Consider the following 21,423-nt stretch of genomic DNA (forward strand, 5'->3'; position numbering starts at 1 on the left):
GTTGGGGAATGGTGAGCTTGCGTAGGGCGCGGTTGAGGGAAGGCGTCAGGTTAAGTTTAATGAACGGCCCCAACGTCACTACGACGTTTGGCTAGGGGCTATCCAATCGCTGCAAGAGGTCGAAGTGTGAATCACCAAGGACGCAAGACATATCAGGGAAGAGATCGACGCAGTGCCTGGCTGCTCGCCGCCAGTCTGGGGCTTGTCGGGCTGACGGGGGCGGGCGCCGCCCAGGCGCAGCTCGAGGATTTCGAGGTGATGGACAATCCGGCCGAGGCGGAGAAGCCGTTCGAGGGGACGGCCGAGCTGGGCTACAACAAGATCAGCGGCAATAGCGACAGCGAGAGCCTTCGCGCCAGTGCCGACATGACCTGGTTTCGGGCGCCCTGGTCATACAGCCTGAAGCTGGCGGCCCGCAACGCGAGCGACGATGACGAGACGTCGGCCGAGGAGTACCTGGTGGCCGGGCGGACGCGCTACAACCTGTCCCGCGAGAATTATCTGTTTGGTCTGGCGCGATGGGACAAGGACCGCTTTTCGGGCTACGACTCGCAGTCGACGCTGGCGGGGGGCTACGGTCGGCAGCTGCTTTCCGGGCCGCCGCATTCGCTGGCGGTCGAGGTCGGCCCGGGGGTGCGTCACGATGAGTACGAGGATGGCGGCAGCGACAATGTCGGGCTGCTCTATGCCGGACTCGACTACGACTGGCAGTTCTCCGACACGTCGAAGTTCTCGCAGTCGCTGGCCACCGAAGCCTCCGACGAGAATATCATCGGCCGCTCCGAGACGGCGTTGACGGTCGCCATGAACGACGCGCTGGCGCTCAAGGTCTCCTATGAAGTGGAGTTCAACGACAACCCGCCGCCCGGCGCCTCCAGCCAGACCGATACCTACACGGGCGTTTCGCTGGTCTACGACATGTAGGCCGCCAAGGCGGCTGTGGTGAGTCCGGCTGTGGTGAGTCCGGCTTTGATAAGTCCGGCTGTGATAAGTCCGGCTGTGATAAGTCCGGCGGCAGCGGATCGTGGGGCGCGCCGGTGACGCGACAGGGCCGCCGCGATGCGGCCTGCCCCCGCTCCGCCCTGTGTATCGCCCGCCTCAGTTCTGCAGAGCCATCACCGAGCCGCCGTCGACGCGGACATTGCTGCCGTTGACGAACGAGGCGTGCTGCGACACCAGCATGGCGATGACGAAGGCGACTTCGTCCGCCTCGCCTCGGCGCCGGGCAACGATGCCGGGGCGCTCCTCGGCGAGAAAGCTCTCCACGGCCTCATCGAACGAGCAGTTCAGCGCCTTGGCGCGATTCTCCATCATGCCGTCGGTCATCGGCGAGGCGATGAACGCCGGCGCCACCGTGTTGCAGAGCACGCCGTGAGCCGCTTCCCGATAGGACAGATTCTTGATGAAGGCGCCGAGCGACGCCTTGGCCGTGTTGTAGACGGCCTCTTCCCAGTAAGGCTGTACGCTGTTTTCCGAGGTGATGCAGACAAAGCGGCCCCAGCCGCGTTCGCGCATCGCGGGAATCGTCGCGCGCGCCACGCGGACCGCCGAGAAGAAGTCGATCCGCCAGGCCTCTTCGTAATCGGCGTCGCTGAGCTCGAGCGGATCGCCCTTGGCCCCGGTGATACCGGCCGCGTGCACGACGATATCGATGGCGCCGAATTGCGCGACACCACGCGTCACCAGCGTGTCGACCGCCGCCTGATCGGTGACATCCGCACTGAGACAGAGCGGCTCGCCGGGCAGTGTGGCGGCGGCTTCCGTCAATGCTGTCTCGTCGAGATCGCTGAGTATCAGATTGACGCCTTCCTCGGCCAGGCGCCGCGCCGTGGCCAGGCCGATGCCTCCCTGGGCGCCGGTGATCAGCGCCGTTCGTCCCTGGATGGCTAGATCCATGCTCGAGCCTCCCTGCTGATGGTCGTGAGGGCGGCGAGCTCCCTTGTGCTGCCGCCGGTCTTTGAGCATGGACAAGATCCGGCCGCTGCGCCAATGCGTGTTGTCTCCTCGCTATCGCCAAGTCTCGGGATGTCGGCCATGGGCCGACGGGATACAATGAGCGCGACATAACGAACACAGGGATGCCCGGCGTCGCGGGTCGCGCCGCCGGAGGCCTAGCAGGGAACATCTAGCAGGGAACATGATGACCTACCGCCATTTCACGCTGGCTGCGCTCTCGTTGATCGCGACGGCGCCGCTCGCCCATGCCCAGCAGACATCGCCGGGCGATAACGATACTGCCCTGGCACAGCCGGTCGTCGAGGTGACCGCGCCTCGCCTGGCGCGCGAGCTTTACGCCACGCCGGCGGCGGTCTCGGTGGTCGATCGTGACGAGATTCAGCGGGGGCAGCAGCGGGTTCGGCTGGACGAGTCGCTGGTCGCGGTGCCCGGTGTCTTTCTGCAGAACCGGGACAACTTCGCCCAGGGGCAGCGCATCGCGATCCGCGGTTTCGGCGCGCGAGCGCCGTTCGGCGTCCGTGGTATCACGATTCTGGTCGATGGCATCCCCTATACGCTGCCCGACGGGCAGGCGCAGCTGGACGCGATCGATCTCGACAGCGCCGAGCGCATCGAGGTGATCCGCGGGCCCTCCGCGGTGCAGTACGGTAATGCGGCCGGCGGCGTGATCAGCGTGACCACCGCCGACGGTCGTGACGATCCCGGCAGCCATCTGCGCGTGGCGGGCGGCAGCGACGGCTATCGCAAGGCATCGGTCAGCAATGGGGGCGTCAACGGCCCCTGGTCGCACCACGTCAGTCTCTCCGCGCTGGGCGTCGACGGCTATCGCGATCACAGCTCGACCGAGAAGTATCTGCTCAATGCCAAGCTGCGCCGCGACCTGGGCAGCGACCGTGCGCTCACCGCGATCCTCAACCTGCTCGACAACCCGCGTTCCGAGGACCCGGGCGGGCTGACGCGCGAACAGGTTCACGAGGATCGCAATCAGGCGGGACGCTTCACGGAGGATTACGACACGGGCCAGACGGTCGATCAGCAGGTGGTCGGGCTGCAGTACGAAGACCTCTCCGCTGGCCCAGGCGAGTTCTATCTCAAGGGTTTCTATCTGCAGCGCGATTTCGAGCAGCAGCTACCGTATCCCGGTGACAGCCTGATCGACTACGACCGCGACTACTACGGTGGCAGCGCCGAATATCATCAGGCGCTGCGTCTCGGCGAGATGCCACTGCGCTACGTGGCCGGTATCGATGTCGCGCATCAGAACGATGACCGGGGACGCAAGAACGTCGCTTTTGACGGCACGGTTACGGGCAAGGTCGCTGATGAAACCCAGACGGCGACTTCGGTGGGAACCTTCTTGCAGGGCGATCTCGACCTGACCGAGCGCTGGACGCTCTCCCTTGGCGGCCGCTACGACCGGGTCGATCTGGATATCGACGACGACTATCTCGCTGACGGCGACAACAGTGGCGACCGTACTTTCCATCAGTGGAGCGGTTCGGCCGGCTTGAGCTATCGCTATCGCCGCAACCATCAGGTCTACGTCAACACCGCGACCGCCTACGAGACGCCGACCTTCTCGGAATTCGCCAACCCGGCCGGTGTCGGCGGTTTCAATGCCGATATCGAGCCGCAGAAGTCGTGGAGCCGGGAGATCGGCCTGCGCGGCCACTTCGACAACGGCATCGACTACGACGTGGCGCTGTTCTCGATTCGCGTGCGCGACGAGCTGGTGCCGTACGAGCTGGACAACGACCCCAGCGAGCGAACCTATTACGAGAACGCCGGCGACAGCGATCGCGACGGTCTGGAAATTTCGCTTGGCTGGCAGTTCGATCCGAGCTGGCGGATCGACAGCGCGCTGACGCTGGCCAAGTACGAGTTCGATAGCTTTGATGCGCAGGACGGTGATTACGACGGCAAGCGTATTCCCGGGCTGCCGGAGCAGACCTGGGTCAACCGCCTGACCTGGGAGGGGCTGGACCGGCAGTTCGCCACGCTCGAGACCCAGTACGTCGGCGATATGGTGGCGGACAACGCCAATGACGTGCACGTCGGCGATTACTGGCTGGTCAACCTTCGCGGTGGCGATGGCTGGCAGCTGGGTGCGGATACCGTACTCAGGCTCTATGGCGGCGTACGCAATCTGTTCGATATCGATCACTACGCCAACGTGCGTATCAACGCGAGCAACGATCGCTACTTCGAGCCTGCGCCAGGCCGAACGGTCTATGCTGGTATCGGCGTGGACTTCTAGCGGTCGTTGCAAGACGCGACGCCGCCATGAAGCGACGCTATCGAGAGAGGCGGCCGTGACGCGGCGCCCGAAAGATCATTCAAGGAACTCTGCTATGCGCCATCTGCTTCTGCCGGCACTCGTCGGCGCGCTCAGTCTCGCCGTACTCGCCGGCTGTACGGTCAACACCTACGGCCAAGGCCAACGCGAAGTGAAGGCGGGCGTGCCCGAAGAGGGCCCCACCGCCAACCCCGCCGACGCGTCGCGCGGCCCGGAAGGCTCCGGCGCCATGCCCTGAGCCAGGCCGCAAGCCAAGCTCTGAGCGATACCGGAAGCGGCCGTCAGTCGTGGCCCTCCCGGCAAGAAAAACCGCCCGGTGACCTTGGTCACCGGGCGGTTTTCGTCTCGGCCGTCGAGGCCAGCTCAGGGCTGGCCGTCACGATGCCTTAGCTCTGATAGTCGCTCTCGGAGTAGAGAACGCGCAGGCGCAGGGTGTGCTTGACCTGCTTGAGCGCCTCGAGCGCCTGCTGGCCGTAGGCCTTGTCAACGTCGATGACCACGTAGCCGACCTTGTCGTTGGTCTGCAGGAACTGGCCGGCGATATTGATGCCGTTCTCGGAGAGCACGCGGTTGATCTCCGAGAGCACGCCCGGCACGTTCTCGTGGATGTGCAGCAGACGGTGCTTGTCCGGATGCGAGGGCAGCGCCACTTCGGGGAAGTTGACCGAGGTGATGGTGGTGCCGTTGTCGGAGTAGGTGACCAGCTTCTCGGCCACTTCGATGCCGATGTTCTCCTGCGCTTCCAGCGTGGAGCCGCCGATATGCGGGGTCAGGATCACGTTCTCCAGCCCGCGCAGCGGCGATTCGAACTCCTCGTTGGCGCCCTTCGGCTCGACCGGGAAGACATCGACGGCCGCGCCAAGCAGCTTGCCGCTCTTGAGCGCGTCGGCCAGCGGCTCGATTTCGACCACGGAGCCGCGCGAGGCGTTGATCAGAATGCCGCCCTGCTTCATCAGCGCGATCTGCTCGGCGCCGATCATCCAACGAGTGGTCGGCAGGTCCGGCACGTGAAGGGTCACCACGTCGGCGCGAGCGAGGAGCTCTTCGAGACTGCCCACCTGGCGGGCGTTGCCCATGGCCAATTTGGTGACCACGTCGTAGTAGAGCACGTCGAGCCCCAGCCCCTCGGCCAGCACCGAGAGCTGCGCGCCGATGCTGCCGTAGCCGACGATGCCGAGCGTCTTGCCGCGCGCTTCATGAGCGTTCTTGGCCGATTTCAGCCAGCCGCCCTGATGGGCGCGGGCATTCTTCTCGGGGATGCCGCGCAGCAGCATGATCGTCTCGGCTAGCACCAGCTCGGCGACTGAACGGGTATTGGAGAAGGGGGCGTTGAAGACCGGAATCGCGCGCTTGAGCGCGGCGTCGAGATCGACCTGGTTGGTGCCGATGCAGAAGCAGCCCACGGCGGTCAGCTTTTCGGCGGCGGCGAAGACGCGTTCGGTCAACTGGGTGCGCGAGCGGATGCCGATGAAGTGCACGTCGCGGATCTTCTCGATCAGATCCTCTTCCGTCAGCGACGTGGAGAGCGTCTCGATATTCGTGTAACCCGCATTCAGCAGCGTGTCCACGGCGGACTGGTGAATGCCCTCGAGCAGCAGGATCTTGATCTTGCTCTTGTCCAGAGACGTCTTGGCCATTGGTGGGTCAACCTTTCTTCATCGGCTTGTCGCGACGTTGGCACTGGCGGGTGGCGTCGCGGTTAGGGGAAGACCGGCGAAAACTGGGCGATCTGCTCCGCCGCAGCGGTTTGCCGGGGGCGCATAGGGTAACACATGCGTCGTGGATAAAGATGAAAATGGCGCAGCGAAGACATGCAGGGCTTGCAATGCCGGCGGCCATGCGCTGAGGTCGTCGGGGCGGGGATTTCCCCGCCAAGGGCAGACGACCCCCCGGGGCGGCGGTGTATACTTAGCCCTTTCATGCATCGCCGCCGCGAGCGCCGGTGTGCGCTGGCTCCTCCCGCGCGGGAGCGAGCGTTCAGGACCGAGAGCCCACAGCCGAGACCCCCATGGCCGAACAGGACGTTCCACAGGATTTCGCCGCCACGCTGACACAGCTCGAGCACCTGGTTTCCCGGATGGAGTCCGGGGAGCTGACGCTGGAAGCGTCGCTGGCCGCCTTCGAGCAGGGCATTCGACTCACCCGAGACGCGCAAGGTCGGCTCGACAGCGCCGAGCTCAAGGTGCAGGCGCTGCTCGAACAGGCTGACGGCCAGCTGCAGGCGGTGCCGTTCGACGCCGCGCCCGACGCGTCGGGAGGCAACGGCCATGAGCGTTGAGGGTGTCCGCGACGAAGCGGTGATCGATGAAGCCCGCTCGCGCAGCGAGCACGTGCTCGCCGGCTGGCTCAACCGCCAAAGCGGCGTCTGCAGCGCGCTCGACGACGCCCTGAGCTACAGCGTGCTGGGCACCGGCAAGCGCCTGCGCCCGGTGCTGGTCTATCTGGCCGGGCGTGCACTGGGGGCAGCCGATGAGGCGCTGGATTCGCCAGCGGCGGCGATCGAGATGATCCATGCCTACTCGTTGGTCCACGATGATCTGCCGGCCATGGATGACGATGATCTGCGTCGCGGTCGTCCCACCGTCCATCGTGCGTTCGACGAGCCGCTGGCAATACTGGCCGGCGATGCGCTGCAGACACTGGCCTTCGAGGCGCTGGCATCGCGTGCCCATCCGCGTCTCGGCGCGCTGGTGACCACACTGGCTCAGGCTGCCGGCCGCGATGGCATGGCGGCAGGGCAGGCGATCGATCTCGGCGCGGTTGGCTCGATCATGGATCTGGCGGCGCTCCAGGCCATGCATCAGCATAAGACCGGGGCGCTGATTCGCGCCGCGGTGCGCCTCGGCGCGCTGGTCGCGGTGGCGGAGACGGACCCGCGCGTGGCGGCACTCGACCGCTTTGCGGCCGCCATCGGCCTGGCCTTCCAGATTCACGACGATGTGCTCGATGTCACGGGAGACACCCAAACGCTGGGTAAGGCTTCCGGCGCCGACGCCCATCGTGACAAGCCCACATATCCCGCCCTGCTGGGCCTGGAGACCGCCCAGGCACGTGCCCGCGAGTTGCTCGATGAGGCGCTCGAGGCGCTCAAGCCGCTGGGTGAGGCCGGCCAACCGCTGGCCACGCTTGCCCGCTTTATGATCGCGCGCGATCACTGACCGGTAACGACATGTCTATGAAGCTGTTCGACGAGATTCCCACCCAGCGCCCGACCACGCCTCTGCTGGATACGCTCGATACCCCGGCCGGGCTGCGCGAGATGACGCTCGCGCAGCGACGCCAGGTCGCCGACGAGCTGCGTGCCTATCTGCTCTATAGCGTCGGCGTCAGCGGGGGCCATTTCGGCGCCGGCCTCGGTGTGGTCGAACTCACCGTAGCGCTGCACCGGGCGCTCGAGACGCCCCATGACCGACTGCTCTGGGACGTGGGCCATCAGGCCTATCCGCACAAGATTCTCACCGGGCGACGCGAGGCGCTGCTCGGCATTCGCCAGTACGGCGGCCTGGCCGCCTTTCCGCGGCGCGAGGAGTCCGAGTTCGACACCTTCGGCGTCGGCCACTCCAGCACGTCGATCTCGGCGGCGCTCGGTATGGCGCTGAGCGCGCGCACCAAGGGCGAACAGCGCCGGGTCTGCGCGGTGATCGGCGACGGCGCGCTGACCGCCGGCATGGCGTTCGAAGCCCTGGCCCACGCCGGCCACGTCAAGGCCAACCTGCTGGTGGTGCTCAACGACAACGAGATGTCGATCTCGGAGAACGTCGGTGGCATGGCGAGCTATCTGACCCGGATTCTGACCAGCAAGCCCTACGCGGCGATGCGCGAGAACTCCAAGCGGGTGCTGTCGCATCTGCCGGGGGCGCTCGAGTTCGCGCGGCGTACCGAAGAGCACGTCAAGGGCATGATCAGTCCGGCGACGCTGTTCGAGGAGATGGGCTTCAACTACATCGGCCCGATCGACGGTCACGATTTGGCCGCGCTCGACCAGGCGCTCGAGCTGCTGCGCGACCAGGAAGGGCCGCAGTTCCTGCACGTGCGCACGCGCAAGGGGCGCGGCTTCCGCCCGGCGGAGTCCGATCCGATCGGCTTCCATGCGATCACCAAGCTGGAGAGGACGCCGCCGACGCCGCCCAGGGTCGACGACATCACGCCGCCGGACTCTTCATTGCGCCCCAAGCCGCGCAGCGATGATTCCATGCGCCCGACGCCGCGCAGCGATGACGCCATGCGGCCGAAGCCGCGCAAGTACTGTAACGTCTTCGGCGACTGGCTGTGCGACATGGCGGCGGCGGATGCGCGCCTGATTGGCATCACGCCCGCGATGCGCGAGGGCTCCGACCTGATCCGCTTCTCGCAGACCTATCCCGAGCGCTACTACGACGTGGCGATTGCCGAGCAGCATGCGGTGACGCTGGCCGCGGGCATGGCCTGCGAGGCCATGAAGCCGGTCGTGGCGATCTACTCGACCTTCCTGCAGCGCGGCTACGATCAGCTGATTCACGACGTCGCCGTGCAGCACCTCGATGTCACCTTCGCCATCGACCGCGCCGGCCTGGTCGGCGAGGACGGTCCGACGCACCACGGTGCGCTCGATCTTTCGTTCCTGCGCTGCGTGCCCGGGCTCATCGTGCTGGCGCCGGCGGACGAAGCCGAATGCCGAGCGATGCTCTCCACCGCCTACGCGCACGACGGCCCGGCGGCGGTGCGCTATCCGCGCGGCACGGGGCCCGGCAGCGAGATTCCCGCCGACCTCGAGGCGCGCATTCCGCTCGGCAAGGCCGAGATCCGTCGCGAGCGCCAGGACGATGACGCGAGCCGCGATGGTCCGCGCATTGCGCTGCTCGCCTTCGGTAGCCTCAATACGCCGGCGGCCGAGGTCGCGGCCACGCTGAACGCGACCCACCTCAACATGCGTTCGGTCAAACCACTCGATGGCGAGGCGGTGCTGGCCGCCGCGCGCGAGCACGATCTGGTCGTCACGCTGGAGGAGAACGTGGTCGCCGGTGGTGCCGGCAGTGGCGTCAACGAGCTGCTGGCGGCGGCGGGCGTTCAGGTCGCGCTGCTCAACCTGGGCATTCCCGATGCGTTCGTCGAGCACGGCAAGCCGGCGGAGCTGCTACGCGACTGCGGGCTGGATGCCGAGGGCATCGAACGAGCGATTCGCCGGCGTCTCTCATCCCTGACTGAATAACGAACAACGGATACTCCATGCTGTTTTTGATTCTTATCGGTGCCTTCATCGGCTATCTGGCGGGCAAGCTGCCCGGACTCATCATCGGCGGCGGTATCGGCTGGTGGCTTTACAACCGCATGCGCAAATCGCTGCTGGGCCGCGTGGTCAACGTGCAGCATCAGCTGCTCGACTCCTCTTTTGCCGTCATGGGCTGCGTCTGCAAGGCGGACGGCCATATCACTCAGGACGAGATCCGTGCCGCCGAGATGTGGTTCGATCGCATGCATCTCAACACCGAGCAGCGCGAACGCGCCAAGGCGGCGTTCAATCGTGGCAAGGCGCCGGATTTCGATCTCGATGCCGAAGTGGCCAAAGTACGCCAGATCACCGGTGGCCAGCGTGTGCTGCTGCAGGTATTTCTGCAGGTGCAGCTCACGGCGATCGCAGCCGACGGCCAGATGCATCCGGCCGAGCATGAGATGCTCAAGCGGGTCGCGCGCGGGCTCGGTTTCTCGGAGGCCGAGATCCAGCAGATCGAGGCGATGCTGCGCGGTGGCGCGCAGCCGGGTGGCGGCAGCCAGGCCAGCAGCGGTCTCTCGCTGGAGGATGCCTACCGCGTACTGGGCGTCTCCGAGGAGGTTTCCGATGCCGAGCTCAAGCGTGCCTATCGCAAGCTGATGAGCGAGAACCACCCGGACAAGCTCGCCGGCAAGGGACTCCCCGAGAGCATGCGCGAGGTTGCCAAGGAGCGCTCAGCCGAGATCAGCAACGCCTACGAACTGATTCGCAAGCAGCGCGCCGGCACGGCCTAGCGCCTGTCTGTCCGGCGCCGTCCAGGCCGGCAGGAGGATGTGCGCGGGGCGATGCGCCATCGCGACGCGTCTTGCGCAGGGCGGTTGCTTCCGTCGCCACGAGACGCTTAGATGGGGGATTGATCCGCAGGATTGCCGCCACAGGGACGTCGCCGCATGACCGCCAAGGCCGGACTCTACCGCACTGCCGCCCGCCTGCTGGGGACCATCGATCACAGCGGTTGGGTGTTGCGCTATCGCTACGGTGATCGGCGACTGCTCGAAGATGTCGTCCTGCCGGCGCTCGATCGTGACCCGCACGTGGCCACCGTCCTGCTGGTCGGCTGCGCCTGGTATACCCGCCACTATCCCACCCTGCTGCCGGCGACCGATGTCGTCACCATGGAGATCGACCCCGCCAAGTCGGCCTTCGGCGGTGATCGGCATATCGTCGCCAACATGGCCGACATCGCCGCGCATCTTGCCCCGGAGAGCCTGGATGCGGTGGTCTGCAACGGCGTGCTCGGCTGGGGGCTGGACGAGCGCGCGCTGATCGAAAGCGCCTTTGCCGGCGCCGCGGCCTGCCTCAAGCCCGGTGGGCTGCTGCTGCTCGGCTGGAACGACATCGCCCCGCGAAATAGCTGTCCGCCGCACGAAATCGACGCGCTCGAGGCCCTGGACGCCGTCGATATCCCGGGGCTCGGCACGCACTCGCTGATCGCGCTGGAACGCAATCAGCACTGCTATCAGGCCTGGCGCAAGCCGATGACGGGCGGCTGAGGGCGAACGCTGATTGCCGGCCACTGTGGTTGGCTGTCAGTTCCGGTCACGCCTACGCTGACAGGCGTCGCCCCTCAAGGAGCCCGCCATGTCCCCCATTCTGCACACGCTTGTCGTCGGTGCGCTCAGCTTTGTCGCGCTGATCGCCATTATCCGTCTGTCGGGCAAACGTACGCTGTCGAAATGGAACGCCTTCGATTTCGTCGTCACCATTGCTCTGGGGTCGACGCTGTCGACGGCGCTGATCTCGACCGATGTCTCCCTCATGCAGAGCCTCGTGGCGTTCGTGCTGATCGTCGCGCTGCAGTTCGTGATCACCTTCTCCTCGGTGCGTTCGCGCCGCATCAAGAATCTGGTCAAATCGCAGCCGACACTGCTGCTGGAGGCGGGGCGGTTTCGCACCGAGACGATGCGTCGCGAGCGCGTGGTGGAAGCGGAAATCCGCGCGGCCATTCGCGAGAACGGCATCGCCGATGTAGAAACGGTGCAGGCGGTGGTACTGGAAACCGACGGCACTTTCAGCGTGATTGCGGAGGCTGGTACCAGTCATTCCGCGTTGATCGGCGTGGCACGCTAGCCGGTGGCGCGGTTGACAAGGAGGCCGGGGGCAAACCGGGGCCGACCGAGGTCGGCCCCGCGGCGTCAGGGAACGGCGACGCCCGGTCGGCCACCGCCATTGCTGGCGCGACGCTGGATCACGATCAGCAGGGCGACAATGGCGGCGCCCGCCAGGTCGGAGTAGATCCCGCCGTAGATCATGCATAGCGCACCCACGAACATGACGACCCGCTGCCACAAGCGGACCGGGCCGAAGAACCAGGCCTGGACCGTGGCCGCCAGCAGCACGATACCCACGGTGGCGGTGACGCCGACGCGCAGGATCTGCAGCCAACTGCCTTCCATCAGCATGGCCGGGCTGTAGAAGAACATGAACGGCACGATGAAGGCAGCCAGGCCGATCTTGAACGAGGCCACCGAGGTGCCCATGGCGTTGTCGCCGGAGATGCCCGCCGCCGCGTAGGACGCGAGTGCCACGGGCGGGGTGATCGCGGAGACCACCGCGAAGTAGAACACGAAGAAGTGGGCCACCAGAGGCTGAATGCCGATGCCGATCAGCCCCGGCGCGACCACCGAAGCAGCCACGGCGTAGGCCGCGGTGGTTGGCATGCCCATCCCCAGCAGGATGCTGATCAGCATGGCGAAGAAGAGCGCCAGCAGCTGGCTGAAGCCGGCCATGCCCAGCAAGAGCGAGGAGAAACGGGCGCCGACGCCGGTCAGGCCAATGACGCCGACGATCAGCCCCGCACAGGCGCAGACGGCAATGATCTGGATCGACATGTTGCCGCCGAGCTGCAGCGCCCGCAGGATCGCGACCGGTCCCATCTTGTGCGGCGAAATCCAGCTGACGATCGCGGCCGAAGCCGTCGCCAGCGTGCCCGCTCGAATCACCGAGTAGCCCATGAATAGGGCGACGATCAGGATAATGATCGGCGCGAACAAGTAGGCCTGCTTGGCCAGCGTCACGAAGCGCGGAATTTCGTCCTTGCGCATGCCGCGCATGCCCTTGCGCGCGGCCTCGAAGTCGACCATGAAGTAGACGGAGGCGAAGTAGAGGATCGCCGGAATCACCGCCGCGATGGCGATGTCGGTATAGGGGATACCGGTGATCTCGGCCATGATGAAGGCGCCAGCGCCCATGATCGGCGGCATGATCTGCCCGCCGGTGGAGGCTGCCGCCTCGATGGCCCCGGCGCTGCGGCCGGGATAGCCCACTTTCTTCATCAGCGGGATCGTCAGCGAACCGGTGGAGACCACGTTGCCGGCGCTGGTGCCGTTGATCATGCCCATCAGGCCGGAAGCGAAGATCGAGACCTTGGCTGGACCGCCACGCGCGCGACCGGCCGCGGCGAAGGCGAAGTTGACGAAGTAGTCGCCGACCTTCGAGGCCTGCAGGAAGGCGGCGAAGATGATGAACAGGATAATGTAGGTCGAAGAGACGGCGGTCGTCGGCCCGAGCACGCCGGCGTCAGTGTAGACCTGGCTGAAGAAGCGGTTGAGCGACAGTCCCGGATAGCCAAGAAAGCCCGGCAGCCAGGGGCCGATGAAGACGTAGGCGATGAACAACCCGGCGATTACTACCAGCGCCATGCCGGCGACGCGACGGGTCAGCTCCAGAATCAGCATCGAGCCGGCGATCGCCGCCCAAGAGATGCCGATCGGCGCGAACGCGGTGCCGGTGGAGGCGCGCATCGGCGAGTTGAACATCATCAGCAGATAGCTCGAGGCGGCAGCAGCGGCTACCATCAGCACCAGTTCGGCGATCGGCAAGCGCCCGCGCGTGCGGCGAATGCACCAGGAGAGCAGGATAGCACCGGCCGTGGCGACGATCAGCGGTGCGCCGAACTGCCAGGTTTCGACGGCCGGCTCGATGCGCAGGGCACCGCCAGCCATCGCCTGGCGCATGAGGAAGACTTGCACCAGCGCATAGCCGGCAGGTAGCAGCAGCAGTGCGGCCAGGCCATCCAGCCAGCGTGGCGAGGCGCTCGCCTCGTCGTCGACGAAGCGCGCGCCGGTATAGAGACCGAACCCGAGAATCAGGGCGCCGCAGACGTGGAGGATGCGGAACGTCCAGGTCTCGATCGGATAGAGGTTCAGCGTGATCAGGTGAAAGCTGGTGTAGGCCACCGCCAGGCCGGCGAACAGCCACCATTTCCAGCCTTCGAAGAGACGGCGGCCGGGCTCGACAACGTCTTCGTCAACGCCGTCGGCGATGATCCGATCGTCCTCGGGGCCGGGCTTATCGTGCCGGGGGGCGGTGTCTTGAGTCATAGAGGTGCTTCCTTGTTCAACGCGCGGCGCGGAGCCGCGCGATAGCGAAAAACGGCGCCGCCCCCGCGAGGGAGCGGCGGCCGATCACTCGTGGATCAGGGACGGGTCGATCTCATAGCCGTTTTCCTCGTACCAGCGTGCGGCGCCCGGATGGAACGGCAGCACGGTGTTGTACTCGAGGTTCTCCGGCACGCTGTTGGCGGCGCTGCGATGGATATCGCGCATGCGGTCGTTGTTTTCCATGCTCAGCTTGGTGATTTCGTAGACGAAGCTCTCCGGAAGGTCGCAGTTGGCAATGGTGAAATTCCACATCGAGACCGCGCGGGCATCGTCCTCGAGCGTGCTGTAGGTGCTGGCCGGAATGGTGAAGGCCGAGACCGGGAAGGCATCGATCACCTGCTGCTGTTCCTCCTCGGTGAACTCGATGATGTTGACGTCCGTCTGCACTTCGAGCTGGCTGACCGCCGGGATCGGAATGCCGGCGGCGAAGGCCACCACGTCGATCAGGCCGTCCTGCAGCTGACCACCGAGATCCGACCAGCCGCCGTTGCGGCGTTCGAAGTCCACGCCGAGAGTCTCGAGGATGGCCGGGAAATAGGTGTCGGAGGTGGAGGCGGCCGGGCCGAAACCGATGCGCGCACCGTCGGGGATTTCGGAGATCGAAGTGATGCCGCTGCTGGAGAGCGCGGCGATCGAGAAGGGCGTCTCGTACATGGGGAAGAGGGCGCAGACGTTATCCATCGCCATGCCTGGTGCCAGCGGGCTTTCGCCGTTCAGCGCCTGGGCTGCCGGTCCCATGGTGGTCAGCCCCAGCGCGACATCGCCGCTGTGAACCAGTGCCATGTTCTGGGTCGGTCCGCCGGTGATCTCGCCACCGCCGGAGATGCCGAGTTCGTCGGCGATCAGGTTGGCCCAGCCCGAGCCGTAGACGTAGTAGGTGCCGCCCTGGCTGGCGGTGGCCACGGTAATGCTGTCCGGCCAGTCGCTGCGGTCGCTCTCTTCGGCGGCCTGCGTGACCACGGAAACGGTCGCCAGCGTGGTGGCAACGGTGAGCGCGAGGGTCGTGCGTGCAATCTGTGGCATGGTGCGTGCTCCGGTGTCGTGGATAGCGGGCGTGTCGATCTCGGGCCGACGCGTCCTTCACCGAAGTCATGGCAAGGCATGAGCCACTTCCTGCGATTGGCTTTTGTTTCAGTCAGTTACTGACTGGTAATTACACTTTAGTCACAGACCGGTTTCGCGCGAAATGGCGGTTATTCGCACGCCCGCTACCGCCGAATGTGCGGAAATCCGCACATCGGCACATCGGCACATTGATCTAGCGGGAGCTGTCGGTCGCTTCGTCCCCCTGCCGGCGATAGGCTTCGGCGCGCAGCCCGTATTTTTTCAGCTTGTCGTAGAGGGTCTTGCGCGGTACACCGAGATGCTCGCAGACCTCGTTCATGCGCCCGCGGCAGCGGGTCAGCGCCTGGTCGATCAGGCTCTTTTCGAACATTTCCACCTGCTGAGAGAGGGCCATGTCGCCTCCGGCACCCTCGCTGTCGCCCATCAGCGCTTCGAGTCGATAGTCCCAGGCGCTGCCGATCAGCACGTAGCGCTCGGCCAGATTGCGTAGCTCACGCACGTTGCCGGGCCAGTCGTGGGCGAGCAGGGCGGACAGGCCGGCGCTGTCGAGCGGCGGTGCCTCCTGGCCACTACGCGTGGCGGCGACCACCGCGAAGTGTTGAAAGAGCAGCGGAATATCCTCGCGGCGCTCGCGCAGCGGTGGAATGGGAAGGGTCACGACGTTGAGCCGGTAATAGAGGTCTTCTCGGAACTGGCCGGCTTCGGCGGCCGCCTTGAGATCGATCTTGGTCGCCGCGATCACCCGGATATCGAGTTCGATGGCGTTGTTGGAGCCAAGTCGCTCGACGGCACGCTCCTGAAGTACGCGCAGCAGACGCACCTGCAGACTCATCGGCATCGACTCGATCTCGTCGAGAAAGACGGTGCCGCCTTGAGCATGCTCGAACTTGCCGATTCGCCGTTCGACGGCGCCGGTAAAGGCGCCCTTCTCGTGGCCGAAGAGCTCGGATTCGATAATGCTTTCCGGCACGGCGCCGCAGTTGATAGCCACGAACGGGGCGCCGCTGCGCCGGCTGCGTTCATGGATGGCTCGGGCAATCAGGTCCTTGCCGGCGCCCGTCTCGCCGAACAACAGCACGTCGGCCTCGACCTGGCTGATGCGCGAGACCATGGTGGCGAGTCGCGCGATGGATTCGGTGCGCCCAACCAGCCGTGGCCCCGGCGCGGACTGCTGGGCTTCCAGTTCGGCGCGCAGGTGACGATTCTCCAGCGCCAGACGACGAGTTTCGACACCCCTTCGGACGACTTCGACCAGTTGGTCGCCAGCAAAGGGTTTTTCCAGGAAGTCCCAGGCGCCGTCGCGCATCGCGGTCACGGCCGTGGAGACATCGCCGTGGCCGGTGATCAGAATCACCGGCAGGTCCGGGTCGCGGCCATGAATTTCCCGCAGCAGTGCCATGCCATCCATGCCGGGCATGCGGATATCACTGACCACGACGCCGGCAAAATCCTCGCCCAGCACGGCCAGGGCCTCCTCGGCGCTGGCCACCGGCCGAGGCTGGTAGCCGGCCAGCTCGAGCGTCTGTCCCGTGGTGAAGCGCATATGGGGTTCGTCGTCGACGATGAGTACCGGCGTGTCCGGGCTGTCATTCATGATCTATCGCTCCGCTGGCATGGTCTGTCGTTCCGCTGGCATCGTCTGTCGCTCCGCTGGTGGCAGGCAGGTGGATCAGGAACAGGGCGCCGCCCGCCTCGCGGTTCTGCGCCTCGAGACGCCCCCCGAGATCGGTGATGATTCGCTGCGAGATCGACAGCCCCAGGCCGAGCCCCTTGCCGGCAGCGCGGGTCGTGTAGAAGGGCTCGAAGAGGTGCGTGAGCCCCTCTTCCGTCAGCCCGGTGCCGTTGTCGGCGACGCCGAGGGTGACCCAGCCGCCGTCGCGTGTCGCACTCAGCTCGAGATGCGGGTCTTCGGTATCGTGCATCGCCTGCAGCGCATTGCCGATCAGGTTGACCAGCACTTGCTCCAGGCGGACCGGATCGGCGCGCACCCAGAGTGTCTGCGCCGCCCAGCATTTGTTCACGCGCAGGTTGGACTCGACCAGGCGGGAATGGAAGAGACGCAGCGCATAGTCGAAGCATGCCTGGACCGAGACCTGGGTCAGACGTTCGCTGCCCTGACGCGAGAACTGGCGCAGCTGGGCGCTGATCGTGGCCATGCGTTCGATCAGCTCCGCGATCTGGACCAGGTTGGCCGTGGCCTCGGCGGGGCGGTCGCGTTCGAGCAGTATTCGCGCATTGTCGGCGTAGGCGCGAATCGCCGTCAGCGGCTGATTGAGCTCATGATTGATGCTCGCCGCGAGCTGGCCCAGCACGGCCAGCCTGGCCGCCTGCACCAGCTCGTCGCGGGTCTGGCGCAGACTCTCCTCGGCCCGTTTGCGCTCCTCGATCTCCTGCGACAGATGCCGGTTGGAGGCGAGCAGCTCTTCGGTGCGTGTGGCGACATGGCGCTCAAGTTCGTCTCGTGCCTGGGCCAGCGTGTTGCGCTCGCGCTCGGCGAAGCGTTCCCGTTCGCGTCGCAGGCGCTGGCGCTGCCAGCCGATGGCGCCACCCAGTGCCAGCAGCATCCAGGCGCCGCCGGCGCCCAGTGCGCCGAGCCACTGGGCGCGGATGACCGGCGTCAGCGGTTTGAGAATCCGCAGGCTCCAGTTGAAGCGCGCCATCGGGCGCGACAGGCTCAGGTACTCGGCGTTCTCGAGACGGATCAGGCGCGCCCCCTCGGCCAGCGATTCGGTGATCTCGAGACCCAGATCCGGCAGCGGCTCGTCGGCATAGCGGCGGGTAGTGCGCAGGCCGCGACGGGCGCTGTCCGACAACGGCTGCATGGCAGTGAGGCGCAGCGCCGGGTCGCTCGCCATGAACACGATGCCGTTGATGTCGGTGACCAGCAGGCGGGCGCCGAGACGCTGCCACTCCGCCTCGATGGCATCCAGACCGACCTTGACCACCATGACGCCGTCCGGAGCATCGCCGGCATGGCTGTCGGCATCCCAGACCGGCGCTGAGAAGTAGTAGCCGCGAGCACCGGATTGGGTGCCCAGCGCGTGGAAGCGACCACCACGGCCGTTGATTGCCTGGCGATAGTAGCCGCGAAAGGCGTAGTTATGGCCGAGAAAACTGTCCGGGCGCTGCCAGTTGCTGGCGGCGATGGCGGTGCCGCTACGATTCAGCAGGTAGACGTCGTAGACGCCGGCGCGGGCACGGGTGCGATCCAGCAGCCGGTTGAGCGGCACCGGTTCGCGTTCGGCCGGCGACTGGGCGAGGAATCGGCGCACGCTTTCACGGGTCGCGAGCAGATGGGGCAGATAATCGTGCCGGGTGAGATAGCCGGTGAGGTTGGCCTGAGACAGCCGCAGGTCGTTGCCTGCGCTCTGGATCAGGCTCTCCAGCGCCTGCTCCCGGGCAAGCAGGGCCCCCTGCCACGCGGTCAGCGCCAAACCACCGATCAAGGCGGCGCTTGCCAGTAGATACTTCATGCGCTCGCGGCGTCGAGCGAGCGGGAGGCAGGTATTCGGGGGCGCATGGCGATTCCTCGACCGGCAACGGGGGAACGCCCGATGCTACGCATGCCGAGCGCTCGAGCCCAGTGTCGTTGGGCGGATGGTCACGGCCATCACTTCTCGGCGTTGGCCGTGGCAGCCTGCTCGGCCTCCAGAAAGCCGCCGGATTGGCGTCTCCAGAGGCGAGCGTAGACGCCGTCGCGACGAATCAGTTCGGCATGTGTACCCTGTTCGACGATGCGCCCTCGCTCCATCACGACCAGCCGATCCATCGCCGCGATGGTCGACAGGCGATGGGCAATGGCGATGACCGTCTTGTCCTGCATCAGGCGGTCGAGGTTCTCCTGAATTGCCGCCTCGACGTCGGAGTCGAGCGCCGAAGTGGCTTCGTCGAGAATCAGGATCGGCGCGTCCTTGAGCATGACTCGCGCGATGGCCAGGCGCTGGCGCTGCCCGCCGGAGAGCTTGACCCCGCGTTCGCCGACGTGGGCATCGAAGCCTTCCCGGCCGTGTGCATCGCGCAGCGCCTCGATGAAGGTGTCGACATGCGCCTCGCGGGCTGCCTGCCAGGCCATCTCGTCGGTCGCGTCGGGGCGGCCGTAGAGCAGGTTGTCGCGCACCGAACGGTGCAGCAGCGAGGTGTCCTGAGTGACCATGCCGATACTGGCGCGTAGGCTCTCCTGGGTGACATCGGCGATATTCTGGCCGTCGATGCGGATCGCCCCGGCCTCGAGATCGAAGAAGCGCAGCAGGAGATTGACCAGGGTCGACTTGCCGGCGCCCGACGGGCCGATCAGGCCGATCTTCTCGCCGGGGCGGATATGCAGCGAGAGGTCGTCGATGACGCCGCCGCCCTTGCCGTAATGGAAACGGATATGGTCGAAGACGATATCGCCCTGCGCGATCGCCAGCGGCGTCGCGGTGTCGCGATCCTCGATCTGACGCGGCAGCGACAGTGTCGACATGCCGTCCTGCACCGTGCCGATGTTCTCGAATAGCGCCGAGACTTCCCACATGATCCACTGTGACATGCCCCACAGCCGCATCACCAGCCCCAGGGCGACCGCGACCGCGCCGACGCTGACGGCTTCCTCTAGCCAGAGCTGGATCGACAGCCAGCCGACGCCGAACAGCAGCAGCGCGTTGAGCAGATAGAGCAGGCCGTAGAGCCCGGTGACCAGGCGCATCTGGCGGTAGACGGTGGTCAGGAAGCCGGCCATGCCCTCGCGGGCGAAGGCGGCTTCCCGACTGGCGTGGGAAAAGAGCTTCACCGTCTGGATATTGCTGTAGCTGTCGACAATGCGTCCGGTCATCTGCGAGCGGGCATCGGCCTGGGACTTCGACACCCGGCCCATGATCGGCACGAAGACCCGCAGCAGCACGATGTAGCCGGCCAGCCAGATCACCAGCGGCACCGCCAAGCGCCAGTCGGCGCTGCCGACCAGCAGCAACGTGCCGAGGAAGTAGACGCTGACGTAGTTGAGCACCTCGAACAGCTTGATGATGCACTCGCGCACCGCCAGCGCCGTTTGCATCACCTTGGTCGCGACGCGACCGGCGAACTCGTCCTGATAGAAGTGCATCGACTGGCGTAGCAGGTAGCGGTGCGCCAGCCAGCGAATGCGCATCGGATAGTTGGCCATCAGCGTCTGTTGCTGGAACAGCGAGTGCAGCCAGACCATGCCGGGCAGCAGTACCAGGATGACCAGCGCCATGCCGATGAGCTTGCCTCCCTGATCGGCCAGGAAGGTTTCCCGGTTCTGTGCCGAGAGCCAGTCGACGATGTTGCCGAGAAAACCGAACATCCACACCTCGACGCCGGCGATCAGCGCCATCAGCACGGTGGCGCCCAGCAGGTAGGGCCAGGCGCCGCGTGTGTAGTGGAGGCAGAAGGCGACCAGCGAGTCCGGCGGTCGCACCGGCTCCTGGGGCGGGAAGGGGTCGAGACGTTGTTCGAACCAGCGAAACATGAAAGAAGGTCCTGTCTGACGCGGCGGTATGCTGGCCTCGAAAAGGGCCCGCCGACGATGATCCGTGGAAGTCTGGCGATCATGATAACCGCTATGCCACCGATGTCCTGCGTGGGATCGCGTTTCCGCCGGCTAGGGTTCGAACGGTAGTACGGCAGTGTAAACCGCGAAGAAATGGCAGACGCTGCCACCGATTACGAACAGGTGCCAGATCGCATGGTGGAAGGGGATGACGGGCAGGGCATAGAAGAGCACTCCGACCGTATAGGTGATGCCGCCGGCGACCAGCAGGGTCAGGCCGGTCTCGGAGAGCTGCTCGGCCATGTCGCCGGCGGCGACCAGGATCAGCCAGCCCATGACCAGGTAGACACAGACCCGCAGGATACCGAAACGGTCGGGCCAGCGGAGACGCAGCGCGATGCCCGCGGCGGCCAGCCCCCAGATGATGCCGAAAAGCGTCCAGCCCACCGGGCTGCGCAGATTGACCAGCAGAAAGGGCGTGTAGGTACCGGCGATCAGCAGATAGATCGCACAGTGATCGCAGGCCTGGAAAAAGCGCTTCAGGCGCGGGTCGCGCATGCTGTGATAGAGCGTCGAGGCGGTGTAGAGCGCAAGCAGGCAGCTGCCGTAGAGCGAGACGCCGACGATCTTCCACGGGTCGACGTTCGCCGCGAGACTGGCCACCACGATCAGAACCACCATGCCGGCCAGGCTGAGTGCCGCGCCGACACCGTGGCTGATGCTGTGCAGCCACTCCTCGAGTCGCGAGAATGTATCTTCAGGTGCGTCGTCTTCCGGCACTTCACGTGCCAGGGCCTCGAGGCATTCAGGCCCGGGCGCGTCGGGCTTGGCATACGAAGCGCTACGCCTTTGGGACGGGGCGTGATCGGACATGGTCTCGAAACCCTCGGCAGGATTTGGAAAGCCGTCTGAGAGAAAAGTCATCGCCAAAGAGACCGGCCATCGACAAGATCGTTCACGCGTATCGCGCAACCGGCACCTGCTGTCC

17 protein-coding genes are annotated in these 21,423 nt (G+C 65.8%); 9 read left to right on the forward strand and 8 right to left on the reverse strand.

The genetic code is table 11. The features are described 5' to 3' along the window. The first annotated feature begins 126 nt into the window (after positions 1-126). Positions 127-924 carry a DUF481 domain-containing protein gene (locus MC381_RS01575; RefSeq protein WP_251975965.1) on the forward strand — a complete coding sequence of 266 codons (798 nt, stop codon included), beginning with the start codon at positions 127-129 and terminating at the stop codon, positions 922-924. Between the two features lie 174 nt (positions 925-1,098). Here the strand turns inward: MC381_RS01575 and MC381_RS01580 are convergent, their stop codons facing one another. After that, positions 1,099-1,896 (reverse strand): SDR family NAD(P)-dependent oxidoreductase, encoded by a 798-nt coding sequence (locus tag MC381_RS01580; protein ID WP_251975966.1) that lies wholly within the window; start codon positions 1,894-1,896, stop codon positions 1,099-1,101. A gap of 241 nt (positions 1,897-2,137) precedes the next feature. Between MC381_RS01580 and MC381_RS01585 the strand changes: the two genes are divergently transcribed. Together MC381_RS01585 and MC381_RS01590 are read left to right on the forward strand one after the other, a co-directional pair. Further along, on the forward strand, positions 2,138-4,213 hold the full coding sequence (locus tag MC381_RS01585; protein WP_251975967.1) for a TonB-dependent receptor family protein: 2,076 nt from the start codon (positions 2,138-2,140) through the stop codon (positions 4,211-4,213). Positions 4,214-4,307: 94 nt separating this feature from the next. Continuing rightward, positions 4,308-4,490 carry a hypothetical protein gene (locus MC381_RS01590; RefSeq protein WP_251975968.1) on the forward strand — a complete coding sequence of 61 codons (183 nt, stop codon included), beginning with the start codon at positions 4,308-4,310 and terminating at the stop codon, positions 4,488-4,490. A 148-nt stretch (positions 4,491-4,638) separates the two neighbouring features. Here the strand turns inward: MC381_RS01590 and serA are convergent, their stop codons facing one another. Continuing rightward, positions 4,639-5,889 (reverse strand): phosphoglycerate dehydrogenase, encoded by a 1,251-nt coding sequence (gene serA / locus MC381_RS01595; protein ID WP_251975969.1) that lies wholly within the window; start codon positions 5,887-5,889, stop codon positions 4,639-4,641. A gap of 371 nt (positions 5,890-6,260) precedes the next feature. On the opposite strand from serA, the gene MC381_RS01600 reads away from it, so the two are divergent. From MC381_RS01600 to MC381_RS01625, 6 genes are all read left to right on the forward strand, one after another. Next, on the forward strand, positions 6,261-6,530 hold the full coding sequence (locus MC381_RS01600) for an exodeoxyribonuclease VII small subunit (RefSeq protein WP_251975970.1): 270 nt from the start codon (positions 6,261-6,263) through the stop codon (positions 6,528-6,530). Further along, positions 6,520-7,410 (forward strand): farnesyl diphosphate synthase, encoded by an 891-nt coding sequence (locus MC381_RS01605; RefSeq protein ID WP_251975971.1) that lies wholly within the window; start codon positions 6,520-6,522, stop codon positions 7,408-7,410. Before MC381_RS01600 ends, MC381_RS01605 begins: the two co-directional genes overlap by 11 nt. 17 nt (positions 7,411-7,427) lie before the next feature. Then, positions 7,428-9,440 (forward strand): 1-deoxy-D-xylulose-5-phosphate synthase, encoded by a 2,013-nt coding sequence (locus MC381_RS01610; RefSeq protein WP_251975972.1) that lies wholly within the window; start codon positions 7,428-7,430, stop codon positions 9,438-9,440. 17 nt (positions 9,441-9,457) lie between these two features. Then, positions 9,458-10,234, forward strand: coding sequence for a co-chaperone DjlA (gene djlA, locus MC381_RS01615; RefSeq protein ID WP_251975973.1), 777 nt, complete (start codon positions 9,458-9,460; stop codon positions 10,232-10,234). Positions 10,235-10,390: 156 nt separating this feature from the next. Then, the gene (locus MC381_RS01620) at positions 10,391-10,993 is read left to right on the forward strand and encodes a methyltransferase domain-containing protein (RefSeq protein WP_251975974.1); all 603 of its coding nucleotides are present in this window, start codon (positions 10,391-10,393) and stop codon (positions 10,991-10,993) included. A gap of 88 nt (positions 10,994-11,081) precedes the next feature. Then, positions 11,082-11,570 carry a DUF421 domain-containing protein gene (locus MC381_RS01625; RefSeq protein ID WP_251975975.1) on the forward strand — a complete coding sequence of 163 codons (489 nt, stop codon included), beginning with the start codon at positions 11,082-11,084 and terminating at the stop codon, positions 11,568-11,570. Positions 11,571-11,635: 65 nt separating this feature from the next. Here MC381_RS01625 and MC381_RS01630 read toward each other — a convergent pair whose 3' ends face one another. From MC381_RS01630 to trhA, 6 genes are all read right to left on the reverse strand, one after another. Then, on the reverse strand, positions 11,636-13,822 hold the full coding sequence (locus tag MC381_RS01630) for a TRAP transporter permease (RefSeq protein ID WP_251975976.1): 2,187 nt from the start codon (positions 13,820-13,822) through the stop codon (positions 11,636-11,638). Between the two features lie 84 nt (positions 13,823-13,906). Continuing rightward, positions 13,907-14,905 carry a TAXI family TRAP transporter solute-binding subunit gene (locus MC381_RS01635; RefSeq protein WP_251975977.1) on the reverse strand — a complete coding sequence of 333 codons (999 nt, stop codon included), beginning with the start codon at positions 14,903-14,905 and terminating at the stop codon, positions 13,907-13,909. A 235-nt stretch (positions 14,906-15,140) separates the two neighbouring features. Continuing rightward, positions 15,141-16,541, reverse strand: coding sequence for a sigma-54-dependent transcriptional regulator (locus MC381_RS01640; RefSeq protein ID WP_251975978.1), 1,401 nt, complete (start codon positions 16,539-16,541; stop codon positions 15,141-15,143). Further along, complete coding sequence (locus tag MC381_RS01645; protein ID WP_251975979.1) at positions 16,534-18,420, reverse strand: sensor histidine kinase; 1,887 nt, start codon at positions 18,418-18,420, stop codon at positions 16,534-16,536. The genes MC381_RS01640 and MC381_RS01645 overlap by 8 nt, the downstream gene beginning before the upstream one ends. A 137-nt stretch (positions 18,421-18,557) precedes the next feature. Further along, entirely contained in the window at positions 18,558-20,414 is a 1,857-nt protein-coding gene (locus MC381_RS01650) for an ABC transporter ATP-binding protein (protein WP_251975980.1), read from the reverse strand. Positions 20,415-20,546: 132 nt separating this feature from the next. After that, positions 20,547-21,308, reverse strand: a complete 762-nt coding sequence (gene trhA / locus MC381_RS01655; RefSeq protein ID WP_251975981.1) for a PAQR family membrane homeostasis protein TrhA — start codon at positions 21,306-21,308, stop codon at positions 20,547-20,549. Between the last annotated feature and the right edge of the window lie 115 nt (positions 21,309-21,423).

Source organism: Salinicola avicenniae (assembly GCF_023736115.1).
In the GTDB taxonomy this organism is placed as follows: domain Bacteria; phylum Pseudomonadota; class Gammaproteobacteria; order Pseudomonadales; family Halomonadaceae; genus Salinicola; species Salinicola avicenniae.

Bases quoted from the DNA above. Each gene is read 5' to 3' on its own strand.
- MC381_RS01590 (WP_251975968.1), top strand. From the start codon at position 4,308: ATGCGCCATCTGCTTCTGCCGGCACTCGTCGGCGCGCTCAGTCTCGCC.
- MC381_RS01605 (WP_251975971.1), top strand. From the start codon at position 6,520: ATGAGCGTTGAGGGTGTCCGCGACGAAGCGGTGATCGATGAAGCCCGC.
- djlA (WP_251975973.1), top strand. From the start codon at position 9,458: ATGCTGTTTTTGATTCTTATCGGTGCCTTCATCGGCTATCTGGCGGGC.
- serA (WP_251975969.1), bottom strand. From the start codon at position 5,889: ATGGCCAAGACGTCTCTGGACAAGAGCAAGATCAAGATCCTGCTGCTC.
- trhA (WP_251975981.1), bottom strand. From the start codon at position 21,308: ATGTCCGATCACGCCCCGTCCCAAAGGCGTAGCGCTTCGTATGCCAAG.
- MC381_RS01620 (WP_251975974.1), top strand. From the start codon at position 10,391: ATGACCGCCAAGGCCGGACTCTACCGCACTGCCGCCCGCCTGCTGGGG.
- MC381_RS01580 (WP_251975966.1), bottom strand. From the start codon at position 1,896: ATGGATCTAGCCATCCAGGGACGAACGGCGCTGATCACCGGCGCCCAG.
- MC381_RS01625 (WP_251975975.1), top strand. From the start codon at position 11,082: ATGTCCCCCATTCTGCACACGCTTGTCGTCGGTGCGCTCAGCTTTGTC.
- MC381_RS01600 (WP_251975970.1), top strand. From the start codon at position 6,261: ATGGCCGAACAGGACGTTCCACAGGATTTCGCCGCCACGCTGACACAG.
- MC381_RS01630 (WP_251975976.1), bottom strand. From the start codon at position 13,822: ATGACTCAAGACACCGCCCCCCGGCACGATAAGCCCGGCCCCGAGGAC.
- MC381_RS01585 (WP_251975967.1), top strand. From the start codon at position 2,138: ATGATGACCTACCGCCATTTCACGCTGGCTGCGCTCTCGTTGATCGCG.
- MC381_RS01635 (WP_251975977.1), bottom strand. From the start codon at position 14,905: ATGCCACAGATTGCACGCACGACCCTCGCGCTCACCGTTGCCACCACG.
- MC381_RS01610 (WP_251975972.1), top strand. From the start codon at position 7,428: ATGAAGCTGTTCGACGAGATTCCCACCCAGCGCCCGACCACGCCTCTG.
- MC381_RS01645 (WP_251975979.1), bottom strand. From the start codon at position 18,420: ATGAAGTATCTACTGGCAAGCGCCGCCTTGATCGGTGGTTTGGCGCTG.
- MC381_RS01650 (WP_251975980.1), bottom strand. From the start codon at position 20,414: ATGTTTCGCTGGTTCGAACAACGTCTCGACCCCTTCCCGCCCCAGGAG.
- MC381_RS01640 (WP_251975978.1), bottom strand. From the start codon at position 16,541: ATGAATGACAGCCCGGACACGCCGGTACTCATCGTCGACGACGAACCC.